Below are 12,849 nucleotides of genomic sequence, written 5' to 3'. Positions count from 1 at the left end.
AGAACAGTCATCATTAGCAAGTGATGTCCAAATAACGATAAAAAAAGCAGCTTAGATTTAAAAAGTTATTTTTTAGTAAGCTGTGCAATAGCTGTATGATACAGCATCAGCATGGCTTTAAAACGGCGCTCATATAAGCCTTCTGCATAAAGCAACTCCACACTTAAGCTATCGATAACGCCTAAATAGGCGTCGGTATAAAGCGCTAGCTGCTCAGCATCAAGCTCATAAGGCTGTAGAGCTAGCTGTATTTGCTCAGTCAACACCTTTATATAAACGTTAAAAGTCGCCGCGCTGGTATTGGTCAAATGCGCAGGTGCGGCATAGGCCATGCGAATTAAAAACCGTAAGGTAATTGCGCTTTTATAACGTACTTCAAACGCTCGGCAATACGCTTCACCGGGAGCAGGAAATTCACCAGTCGTCGCAAAGCATGATTCAATAAATGCACATTCTGACTCAAGCGCATCTTGTAGTAATTCTAAGTATACTGCTGCTGATAGCAATTTTTCTTGCTTGCTGTGCCTGCGCAGACAGAGGCTATAAAAAATTGATATCAGCAATAACGCAGCGTTTTTAGGATATTTTGATTAGATAAGTTAATAGCATAAGCTAATAGCTATTAAATAACCGCCATCAAATAACGGGCACAAAAAAGCTGAGACATGCTCAGCTTTTTTGATGTAATTTTAAGAAATTTTTAGACAATGAATTTTGTCTAGATAAATTAGTCATTTTCTAAGAACGAGCGCAGATGCTCAGAACGTGAAGGATGACGCAATTTACGTAGCGCTTTTGCTTCGATCTGACGGATACGTTCACGCGTGACATCAAACTGCTTACCGACTTCCTCTAACGTGTGATCGGTTGGCATATCGATACCAAAGCGCATTTTAAGCACGCGTGCTTCACGCTCAGTCAGATTGCTCAAGACATCACGCGTGGCCTCTTGTAGACCAGCTGCCGTCGCATCGTCAACTGGGCTTGAAATTGTACCATCTTCGATAAAATCACCTAGGTGCGAATCTTCATCATCACCGATTGGCGTTTCCATTGAGATAGGCTCTTTGGCAATTTTGAGCACTTTGCGGACTTTGACTTCGTCCATCTCTAAGCGTTCGCCCAATTCCTCAGGTGTAGGCTCACGTCCCATTTCTTGTAGCAACTGACGAGAGACACGGTTTATCTTATTAATAGTCTCAATCATATGCACAGGGATACGAATGGTGCGCGCTTGGTCAGCGATAGAGCGGGTGATTGCCTGACGAATCCACCATGTCGCATAAGTTGAGAACTTATAACCACGGCGATATTCAAATTTATCGACCGCTTTCATCAGACCGATGTTACCTTCTTGGATTAAGTCCAAGAATTGCAGACCACGGTTGGTATATTTTTTAGCGATAGAGATAACAAGACGTAAGTTAGCTTCGACCATTTCTTTTTTGGCGCGGCGTGCTTTAGCTTCACCGACAGCCATACGGCGTGCGACGTCTTTCATATCGTGGATTTTCATATCGAGCTGCTGCTCGTAGTCACGAATGCGGCGCTGCAATAAAATCACATCGTCGGCGACTTTTTCTAGCGTACCGGCAAACGCAGGCTTACCTTTAATACGTTCAATCAGCCAATCGACGTTGGTTTCATTGCTTGGGAATGTCTTACGGAACTCGTCACGCGGCATACGGCCACGGCGAATTACCAAACGCATGATTTGACGCTCATGCTTACGCACATCATCATAGACATCATGCATGATTGCCATGACTTGGTCTGACAAGCGATTATTGAGTTTGAGCATCATAAAGCGCTCAGCAAGTAGGGCGTAAGCCGCTTCAGCTTCTACGCTACCACGACCATAATCAAGCAAGGCTTGCTTGGCTTTGATAAATAGATGTTCAATTTCTTCTAAACGCAGACGAACTTCTTCTGGGTCGATGCCGCCGGTTTCTTCTTCGGCTTCTTCTTCAACCTCTTCTTCGTCTTCATCATCATCGTCAAGCGCCAATTTGGCATTGGCTTTTGCTTTGATGACAGGCGGATTTTCTTTTTCTTCTTTGATACGCTCGCGCTCTTCTTTAGCAGCATCTTTGGCTTCTTGCGCGGCGATCTTATCTTCTTCGGTTTCAGGGTCTAAAAATCCTGTGATAACGTCAGACAGTTTTTTCTCGCCATCTTGTACTTTTTCGTACTCATCAAGGACAAACTGTACCGTACCCGGCCAGTAGGCCATGGCATGTTGCACATCACGAATACCTTCTTCGATACGCTTAGCAATGGCAATCTCGCCTTCGCGGGTCAAAAGGTCAACCGTACCCATCTCGCGCATATACATACGTACAGGGTCAGTGGTGCGTCCCGGTTCGGTCTCAACCGAAGCCAATACTGCTGCGGCCTCATCGGCTGCCATGTCATCATCGCTTGAATCATCGTTCATCAAGATGTCATCGGCGTCGGGCGCAGATTCAAAAATTTTAATGCCAACGTCCGTTAGCATTTGCACGATATCTTCAATCTGATCACTTTCAGTAATAGAGTCGGGCAGTTGGTCATTCACCTCGGCATAGGTCAAATACCCTTGCTCTTTACCCATTTGGATTAAGGTGGCCAGTTGAGATGTGGACTTAGAAACTGACTTATCGTTCATAAATACTCGCTTGCTTGTATCGGACATTTTTATATTGTGACTCGCTATCGCTTACGGGGTGCGTTGATATAATCAATCGATTCATCAAAATATGGCGTAAAGGTTGTCAATAATAACAAAAATGAGTGGATATGAATAAAGGCTCAAAATACGACAATTACAATACTAAAAAACCGCTAAAAACTGTTCCTGCATAAATACGTCAAAACACGCTTACCTAAAAAATACCGTTACTTAAACTTGCTTAAAATGGCGATTTAAAATCTAAAAGCATTTAAAATGAATAGTCTAAAAAACGCTTTAAAAGTTGTTCGCTAAAATTGCGCTTGCACCAAAAATGCTACTCAATAATATGGGCGTATTGTCATCTATTAAATCGGGCTAGAAATATACAGCGACACAGTTTAACACAGACCAGGCTCATCAAGCACAAGCTAGTGAATCTCGCAGGCATTTATTATCTGTATTGATGATTATTTCTTAGCCATGACATTTTTATCATTTTTTAACCAGTGCTTGCTTTGGCGCTCAATATGCAACTGGGCATAATCATTAATAGTGGGGGCAATGGCTGTGCTTTTAAAGGGCTACCGATGATAAATAAAGTTTTGCCTAGCTATTAAGATTTCACCGTGGCCATTTGTGCTGAGCGTTCCGCGTGCTGTTCGCGTAGCCAATCATTCAATAACTGTGATTGCTTACGGACAATTGCCAGTTTTATGTTGTCTGGGTTTTTTACCAAGTCTTGAATTTTTTTCTTCATGTGGCGTTCAAGAAGTTGACTGACCAGCTCTTCGACCAAGCCATCTAAACTTAAGATATTACGAGCAGTAAGGGCTTTATAAAAAGCGCCCCAATCACCGCTAAGCGTTTCTTGGGTGCTCGGTTTGACATTCGATAAAATAAAGTGCGCCGCAGCATTGGCGTCTTTTGGCAGATAATTAAGACAGCGCTTAATGGTGCTGACGATATCGAGCAAGGCATTATCTTGCAAATCTTCCCATGCTAGCGGGCGCAGAATATCGGCCGAGGCTTTTTGTTTAATATGCGCTGGTAGCAGCAGCTCATGAATACCTGCCTGCTGCCAAATGGCTTCGATAGGGTCATCGATTAAGGTGCGCGGCTGGAATAAAAAACACAGCTGCAGCTGCTGACTGATGGTCATCTCACCATCGAAATCTAACAGCGCATCTCTTGCGTCTTTGTTTTGATTGCGCCTGCCGCCAAGCTTTTGATAAATATCATTATTGAGCAAATAACGAAAGCTGCTACCTTTCGGCAGGGCAGTGGTCAAGGCGCGCACTTGTGACATCAGCTTGGCTTTGCCTTCGACCAGACTTAGATCATAACGCTCACTCAAATAAGCAAATATATACTGCGATAGCGGCATGGCATTGGCAATTTGCTCGCGCATGGCGTCCGCGCCCTGACTTTTGATAAAAGTATCAGGATCATGATTATTTGGTAAGGTTAAAAACCGCAGCTCTTTATCATCACCAAGCACAGGCAGCGCCACTTCAAGCGTACGCCAAGCGGCTTTTTGCCCTGCGCTATCCCCATCGAAACTCAATGTCAGGGTAGGGTTTAATGTCAACAGCCGTGATATCTGGCTCTCATTAATCGCTGTGCCCATCGACGCCACCGCACCATAAATGCCCGCTTGATACAAGGCAATGACATCCATATAGCCTTCGACCACTAACCAGTTATCAGCGCGCTGCTGGCGAGATTCATAGTAGCCGTATAAGACGTGCTGCTTATGAAAAACGGGTGAGTCGGACGAGTTGATATATTTAGGTTTTACCTCATCATCAAGCGCGCGACCGCCAAAACCAATGGTGCGACCTTGGTTATCGCGAATCGGGAAAATCACTCTGTCACGCAGTAGGTCGTAATCGCGCCCAGATTCTGACTTTCGTACCAAGCCTAAAGCTTTAAGTCCCTCGATATCTTGCGGGAATTGATGCTCAAGATGCTGCCAACCAAAGGGCGCATAGCCGAGACCAAAAGCCTCAAAAATGTCTTCAGTAATACCGCGCGATAAAAAGTAATGCTTGGCATGCGGATGAGTGGTGAGATTATGCTGATAAAATTGCTGGATTTGCTCTAATAGCTCGTACAGGTTGCCATCTTTATCAGAGACGCTAGTTTCATCATAAAGAGCAGTTGTATCAGCAGCGCCACTACCACCAGTCAACCATGCAGGCGGATAACTATTATCGTCTTGATCGTTAGCACCTTGATAATGGGTATTATAGTCATCGGCTGTATAAGGCATCGAATCATACGCGTCTAATGGCGAATAATTTTCATAATTATCATTATAAGTTGGCGGCTGCATATCAGCAGTTGGCAAGTTTGTGGACGTTAAATTGTCAGCTACGGGCTGGCTATGAAACGCTTGCGGTTGCGTTGCCGCTGCCGCTGCCGATGTTGTTGGCTGAATAGCGAGTCTTGGCTTGGTTGCCGGCTTAGCTTTTGGTTTAACGGGCGCGCGCTGATAGCTAACGTTTTGCTGCTCGTCTTTTGGGACTTCAATGCCCGTTTGTTTGGACAGCTCATTAACCGCTTCGATAAAGGTTAGGTTTTCATAGTCACGTAAAAAACTGATGGCATTACCACCAACGCTACAGCCAAAGCAGTGGTAGATGTTTTTTTGTGGATTGACATAAAACGATGGTGACTTTTCACCATGGAACGGGCAGCAGCCTTTGTATTCACTGCCCGCACGTTTGAGCGTGGTATGACGCCCAATGATACTGATTAAGTCAGCTTGGCTATTTAATTGTTCGAGAATATGGTTAGGAATGCTCATACAAAAAACAGTTTACCATAGGTCAATTACATTAAGTATCGACAATCAGCTACAAAAAACTGACAGTAGATAAAAATTATAATAAGTAAAAACAGAAAAATAAGGCCAACAGAATGTTGACCTTATTTTTGATGATAGGTACTAAGCGTCTAAAATAGACGCGAGCCGTATCAATTTACTCAGCAGGTAACGTGGTACGGCGTACAGGGTTCATGTTTTGTGGGTCGACCTCGGCTTCTCTAGCAGTATCGCCAGTGCTCGATTGGCTCGTCACGCGCTCAGTCGATGCTTCAGGCAAACCTAAGCCTACATTGATACCGCTATTGGCACGCTTAGGAGACATATTTAACGGTGCGTTAGCATTCGCTGCTGCCGCATTATCACTTGGTAATCTTAATTGATTGGCATTGCGAATCACTTGGGTTTTGGTAGCCCCGCTGTAGTTGCCTGTTGCAACCGAGGTATCTTTATTAAAACGGTTTAATTGCCCAAAGGTGAGTTTATTAAATAAAGTACGCTCACGTTTGGTGTTGAGTTTGACGCGTCCATCAGCGCTGAGCATGTTTGGATAGTTGATTTGCAATAGTGTTTTATACTCATTTGCTAAGTCATTAAGACCGAGCTTTTCATGGCTATAAGCCAATATGGCGAGGGCATCAGGCACAGATTCACTTAATGGATAATATTGGAATACCCATTTAGCACGGTTGACCGCAGCGACATAGGCTTCGCGCTCGACATACCAGTTGGCTGCACTCATCTCGCTTTCGGCAAACTGATTATAGATAAAGGTCATACGCTGAGCAGCATCGGGCGCGTAAGGACTGTTTGGGTATTTATTGATAAGCTCTTGGAAGTTGGCAAAGGCAATACGCAAATACGCAGTATCACGCTCAGCTTGATTGAGCTTAAACAATTTTAGACCTTCTGATGAGCCTTGCATATTGGCCACGCCGCGCACGTAGTAAGCATAGCTGACTTGCGGATTAGAAGGATATAGGCTGATAAATTGCTCCGCACTGGCCGCAGCCGCCTCGAACTTTCCACTTTCATATTGGGCGTACATCACGTCAAGCAAGGCTTGTTCGGCATATTGTCCCGTTGGATAAAAAGTGCGCAGATTGTTCAAATCTTCGATAGCTTGTGTATAGCGACCCTTATCAATCTGAGCGATGGCGTCGTTATAATAACCTTGCTCAGACTTCTCAGCAGTGGCAACCGCATCCACGTCTTTACCGCCAGTTAGGTTTTTAAACGTTTGACAACCCACCAAGTTGACGCTTAACGCCAGTAAGGTGATTGAGGACAGTTTGATAAACGTATTGCCAACAGCTTGCATACTTCTTCTCCGACACAAGACGCGTAATAGCAGCGACGCTATTAGGCTAAATTATAAAAGGGTAATAAGGCTAATAATAAAAAACGATGCTGGCGGCATCCATTAAGGGTCTGCTACTAAGTAAGCGCTAGCAATTAGCGCACTTATTATCCACATCGTTTTATCAAATGCAGTTTTGCCAATATTAATAAAATAAATTATTTTAAAAGTTCTTATTTTAAAAAATCAGTGCCATAGCATACAGCAAAACAACGCTTACTTTATAGAATAACGCCTGCTTCGTCTATTTTTTCGTTATCTATTTTGTAGTTAAAGGGCTAATGCTTTATGTATGTTGGCTTCGGTCTGTAGTTTAGCATGAGCCGTCGTCACGAGCGATATTGAATATGGCTGACAAGGATAAATATACAGTAAATTACAGCCATGTCATATTTTAGAGAGTTAATCTGCTAAATAGTCACCATCGGCTAGCGACTTAATTTTCATCACGGCTCACTACCTTTGGAAAAATGGTAACGATAAAAACGCAGATAACGCGCAGCTTCTGTAGGGCATAAGCGCTTGGCATGTTACACTATGACGATATGACTGCTGCTTTTTTCGACCGTCCTTATTTTTGCTGGTCTGTGAACGCCAGTCCACTTTCTTATCTCGTTTCCTTATGAAGTCGGCTTATAAAGCTGTAAGCGACTTTACCCTATATCAATCCGCTATGAATAATGATGCTATGACGACCAATTTCCCTAAGAAACAACCGTTAGATACCGATATGTCAGCACAAGAGTTACCAATGCCAAATGAATTATTAAATGACCATCAGCGTGCGCTTGATGAGCAAACGCCGGATATGTCCAATGATGAGTTTGATGAGTTGGTCGCTGACGATATTGTCGACGATGAAGATGAAGATGAAGATGAAGATGAATACAGTGAGGATTCAGTCGTAGTCGCTGGGCAAGCGGTTCCGGTCGTTATTGATGTCACCCATACCGTCATAGAAGACGAAGCGGGCTTACGTATTGATAAACTGGCATCAAAAGTATTTGCCGATTTCTCGCGTGCCCAGCTGCAAGGCTGGATTACTGATGGCAGCTTACTGTATAACGGGACGGTACAAAAACCGAAAATCCGTGTCAAAGCTGGTGATGTCTTGCATTTATCGACGACACTGCAGCAGCATAGCGAAGATCAGCCAGAAAATATCGATATCGAAGTTGTCTATGAAGATGATGATGTCTTAGTGATTAACAAACCTGTCGGTATGGTTGTCCATCCGGGCGCTGGCAATCAGACGGGCACTTTGGTCAATGCGCTTCTCTATCATTATCCGCAGCAGCACCACTTGCCGCGTGCTGGATTGGTACACCGCATTGACAAAGACACCTCAGGACTGCTGTTAATTGGTAAAACCAAGCCTGCGCAAATGGCTTTAATGGAGCAGTTAAAGGACAAATCTGTCTATCGTCATTACCAGTGTGTGGTCGCAGGGGATGCGGCAAGTTTACTGCGTCATCGCCGTATTGACGCGCCGATTGGGCGCCATCGCAATCAACGTACCAAAATGACGGTGATGACAGCAGGGCGTGAAGCGGTGACGCATTTATTGAATGTCACACCGCTGAACGATAACTATTGCCTATTAGATGTCGGTCTTGAAACGGGGCGTACGCATCAGATTCGTGTGCATCTCAGCCATATTACCTATCCGATAGTCGGTGACCGCGTCTACGGTGGGCGTCGTCAATTGCGAGCAGGCTTAACAGAAGCGCAGCGTCAAGCGATTAATAATTTCCCGCGTCAAGCATTGCATGCTTATACTTTAGGTTTCGTGCATCCAACGACTGGTGAAGATATCGAAGTTACCACGCCAATTCCTGAAGACATGCAGCAATTGATGGCGGTATTAAGCGAAGGTTATGACGAAGAATAAAATTTGATGAGCTCTATTAAATAATGATATTAGTCTGGTAACAATCTGGCTGTAATGCTCTAATAATAACGATAAGACTGGTGCACTGACCATGCCTAACATAACAAACAATCTGCCTGTCACCTTAGTTACTCAGCTTGATGACGTGACGGTTTTTCAAACGGCAGCTTTTAGCAGCGATGATAGTGAAGCGGCTAATGAGGTAGATAATCAGGCAAATTATGGTGCGCTAAATTTAGGCTTGCATGTCAATGATAACGCCAAAACAGTCTTAAACAATCGTATGCGTCTATTAACGGCGATTAATGAGCAATTAGCGGCGGGGCAGCGTGCGCCAATCAATAGCTTGCACTGGCTCAATCAAGTTCATGGGCAGCAGATTTATGATGTCGATGCGACGGCGCTCCTTATGCGACCGCTAGACGCCGATGCCATGGTCAGTCAACAGGCGGACTTGGGGCTTGCGATTATGACCGCCGATTGCGTACCGATTGTTTTATACCAGCCCGCAACGGGGCAGATAGCTGCTATCCATGCAGGCTGGCAAGGGCTGGCGTGCGGCGTCATAAAGGCAACCGCCGAGCGCTTTGATGATGATAAACCAATCACGGCATGGATTGGCGTCTGTATCAGTCAAGAAAATTATGAAGTCGGCAGCCAAGTACGAAATAAGCTGCTGGCAGGCTGTATAGATAATAAAGCCTTGTCATCACAGCATCTTGAGAGCTTTGAACAGCGTTATGTCTTAGCATCTGTAGCGGACAAGATTAAACTGAACCTACCAAAGCTTGCCGCTGACCAATTAAGTGCAGCAGGCATTACCGTTAGCAATCAATCCGAAATACCTTGCAGCTATGCGGATTCGCATTATTATTCTTATCGACGTCAAACGCATCTTGGCCAGCCTGCAACCGGACGTATGGCATTGATTATTACCCGTAGCGCTTCTAGAGAGTTGGCTTGATTCAGCTCTTGAGCTTCTATTTTTATTTCATTTTTAATTGTCATTATTAGAGTTCGTATGAATACACCTGACACACAGCCTGCCATTTTAGAGCATGAGAACAATCTCACTAGCGTCTCAATGGCGGTCATTTATCATAGTAATTATGGGCATACCAAACGCGTTGCCGAAGCAGTGGTGACGGGCGCGCGTCAACAATTACCAGATTCGCAGGTTAAAGCGGTCGATGTGCATGACGTTGATTGGGATTTTGTCGATCAGGCGGATTTATTGGTGTTTGGTAGTGCCGTGTATATGGGCAGCGTGACCGCAGGCTTTAAGACTTTTATGGATGAGACCTCTAAGCGTTGGTATCACCGTAAATGGGAAGGCAAGTGGGCTGCAGGTTTTGCCAATTCGGGCGGTCTGAGCGGTGATAAGCTTGCCGTCCTGCAACAGATTTGTCTTTATGCCATGCAGCACGGAATGAATTGGATCGGTTTACCACTGATGCCAACAGGACATGAAGCGCATGATTTAAATCGTCTTTCGAGCTTTTTGGGCTTGATGACGCAGTCGCTAGATGGACCGCCTGACGTCACGCCTGGCGCAGGCGATATTGATACCGCCATTTGGTTTGGCGATCATTTGGCTAAGACTATTATCAAGCGTCAACCTAAACAGCAGATAGTCATTGCAGAAGATTAGAATTAACTAAGGCGTGTTCTCGATTCATAATAAAAAAAGCAGCTATCAAACCGATAGCTGCTTTTTTTATTGGCCATTATTTATAGTAGAAGGGATTTGAGGGGGAACAGCGTTAGAGGGTCGGCGCGCGTTGGATAAATTTTCCACAATAAGCGTTTTAGAAGACACCCTTTTAGAAGAAACAGTTTTAACAGGTATCGGACTTTCGACAAACTGAAAAGATTGGCAACCTGTCACAGGGATTGTCGCTGCCAACGTAAATATAAAGAAGAGTGATTTCATAAGGACATCTCGAGCGTTATTGGCAACATGGCAATGGTTGGCGATATTAAACAGCACTTATCATAAATAAAATGCTGCATCAGTCAAAAGGGTTTTTGCGAGTAGGGCAACGCTTATTTGGAATGCAAGGTGGATGACAAACGGCCGCTATGTATCCATTATGTACGCTTAAAACCTGTAATAACAAGTGCAGAAGTCGTTTTTTGCTATATATAGCGATTTATATCCACGCGTTAATAATGGATTTAATAAATTTTCTAGGTTTAGTAATTGTTTTTTAAAGGATTAATCATCTTTCTCAAATTTATAATATGAAAATATATAGTGATTAAATATAAATTAAATCTCTTAAGAAGTTTTTTAACTTTTGTAAAAGTGTGCGGTGAATGAGTTACTATTTAAGTAATAGTGGCGAAATAGTTTTACATTAGTGGGGTGAGGAGACATTTTTTAGAAACTATCTCTATTAAGTTGTTTTATTACGCCACTTTATTAAGCATTTTACTGGACGATTTGCTAAATCACGTAATGGATTATCCGTTGAGTACTGACGTTATTTAAATCATTTTACTCAATATCAAATGTCTTATCCTGACCAATCGTTCTAATAATAATTACAACACCCTAGGTGCCAGCTATATGAGGATATTATGAAGCCACTTTCTGTGATGTTATCGATGCTTGTCATTGGTATTACCTCCAGCGCCGCGATGGCTGAAGGTGCTAACCTTCCTAATGCCAATTTACCCGATGCTAGCTTACCTAATGTAAGCCCCGCCAATAGTGAGCTTGTCAACCGCGGTGCTTATATCGCTCGCGCTGCTGACTGTATGGCTTGTCACGGTGAGAATTATACGGGCGGCACAGCGATTGAAACCCCTATGGGGAAAATTTATTCAACCAATATTACCCCTTCTAAACGTTACGGTATCGGCAATTATACCGAAGCAGATTTAAAGAACGCTTTACAAAAAGGCCGAGCGCCAGACCATATGCTGTATCCTGCCATGCCTTATCCTTCTTATAGCGGAATGAAAGAAGAGGATATTAGTGCCTTGTTTGCTTATCTACAAACCGTACCGGCTGTCGATGAAGCGCCTAAGCAAGAAACCAAATTACCTTTTCCCTTTAATTTCCGTAGCTTAATGATCGGCTGGAATCTGCTCAATATACCCTCTACTGAAAAGCGCGACGGTCTAAATGAGACCCAAAAACGTGGCGAGTATCTGGTCAATAATCTCGAGCATTGCGGCACTTGTCATACGCCGCGTAACAGCACCATGGGCTTTGATAAAAAAATGTATTTATCAGGCGCGTCGCTTGGTAATTGGCATGCGCCGAACATCACGCCTGACGAGTCGAGCGGTATTGGCAGTTGGAGCGAGCAAGATATTATCACGTATCTACGCACCGGTGAGCTTGACCAACGCGCCTATGCAGGTGGGCCAATGGGTGAAGCAGTTGCGCACAGTACGCGTTATCTGAAAAATGAAGATTTGAGCGCGATTGCCTCTTATCTAAAAGCCATACCCGCTATCCAAACAGAAGACAAGGTCAATAGCGTCAATGTGGCGCGCCTGCCAACGCCTGTGAACGAATCTATCACGCATGACTTACTGGCGCAAAAAGACTACTTGGCGCAAGCAAAGTCAGAAGTAAGTAACGGTAGTAACTCACCAGAAGCGTTATATTTAGCCGTTTGTGGTAGCTGTCATGGTGTTGATGGTTATGGTCAGCCTGACGCGCGTTACGCGCCTATCGTTGGACTGAGCAGTCTGCGCCGCGAAAAGCCTGACGCTCTCGTTAATATGATTTTGCATGGGGTAGAGAGTGCGACCAATACTTCGCCTATCATGCCAGGATTTTCAGAAGAGCTCAGCAGTGAGCAGATTGCGGGTATCACTAACTACGTCCGTACTAGCTTTGGCGGTCATGCAAACAGCGAGGTCAGTGCCGCTGATATTGAGCGCATCGCGTCTATAGGCGTCGAAAAGCCTTTTTTAATTAAGTACGCAGGCTTATTAGCGATTGTCGGAATCATTGTGGCGATACTGATTATTATATTTATTGTGCGAGCCATTTTACGTTCTAGACGCCGCCGTTAATCATAGTTTATCAGTTGCAACGGGTTTAGAATTTATTACCAGACAAGGATTAACGGCAAAACGGTAGGGCATGACAGCTT

Annotated in this window: 8 protein-coding genes; 4 read left to right on the top strand and 4 right to left on the bottom strand. The window is 44.2% G+C overall.

The genetic code is table 11. The features are described from left to right. Positions 1-65: 65 nt before the first annotated feature. The 4 genes from JMX70_RS08395 to JMX70_RS08380 form a co-directional block, all read right to left on the bottom strand. Complete coding sequence (locus JMX70_RS08395; protein WP_201591219.1) at positions 66-506, bottom strand: hypothetical protein; 441 nt, start codon at positions 504-506, stop codon at positions 66-68. A gap of 221 nt (positions 507-727) precedes the next feature. After that, on the bottom strand, positions 728-2,647 hold the full coding sequence (rpoD, locus tag JMX70_RS08390; protein WP_144296886.1) for an RNA polymerase sigma factor RpoD: 1,920 nt from the start codon (positions 2,645-2,647) through the stop codon (positions 728-730). Between the two features lie 619 nt (positions 2,648-3,266). Next, entirely contained in the window at positions 3,267-5,462 is a 2,196-nt protein-coding gene (locus JMX70_RS08385; RefSeq protein ID WP_201591217.1) for a DNA primase, read from the bottom strand. Positions 5,463-5,637: 175 nt separating this feature from the next. Beyond that, on the bottom strand, positions 5,638-6,801 hold the full coding sequence (locus JMX70_RS08380) for an outer membrane protein assembly factor BamD (RefSeq protein ID WP_201591215.1): 1,164 nt from the start codon (positions 6,799-6,801) through the stop codon (positions 5,638-5,640). A gap of 847 nt (positions 6,802-7,648) precedes the next feature. Here JMX70_RS08380 and JMX70_RS08375 point away from each other — a divergent pair. From JMX70_RS08375 to JMX70_RS08360, 4 genes are all read left to right on the top strand, one after another. Next, positions 7,649-8,731, top strand: coding sequence for an RluA family pseudouridine synthase (locus JMX70_RS08375; RefSeq protein WP_201591511.1), 1,083 nt, complete (start codon positions 7,649-7,651; stop codon positions 8,729-8,731). Between the two features lie 91 nt (positions 8,732-8,822). Continuing rightward, a complete protein-coding gene (locus JMX70_RS08370) occupies positions 8,823-9,695 on the top strand; it encodes a polyphenol oxidase family protein (protein ID WP_227671211.1) in 873 nt (290 codons plus the stop codon). A gap of 57 nt (positions 9,696-9,752) precedes the next feature. Beyond that, the gene (locus tag JMX70_RS08365; RefSeq protein WP_144296889.1) at positions 9,753-10,382 is read left to right on the top strand and encodes a flavodoxin family protein; all 630 of its coding nucleotides are present in this window, start codon (positions 9,753-9,755) and stop codon (positions 10,380-10,382) included. A gap of 932 nt (positions 10,383-11,314) precedes the next feature. Next, positions 11,315-12,769 carry a cytochrome c gene (locus tag JMX70_RS08360; protein ID WP_191690947.1) on the top strand — a complete coding sequence of 485 codons (1,455 nt, stop codon included), beginning with the start codon at positions 11,315-11,317 and terminating at the stop codon, positions 12,767-12,769. Positions 12,770-12,849: the final 80 nt, after the last annotated feature.

This window comes from Psychrobacter pulmonis, from assembly GCF_904846465.1.
In the GTDB taxonomy this organism is placed as follows: domain Bacteria; phylum Pseudomonadota; class Gammaproteobacteria; order Pseudomonadales; family Moraxellaceae; genus Psychrobacter; species Psychrobacter faecalis.
Note: the sequence above shows the minus strand (reverse complement) of the source record. Positions and strands in the feature narration are given on the sequence as shown.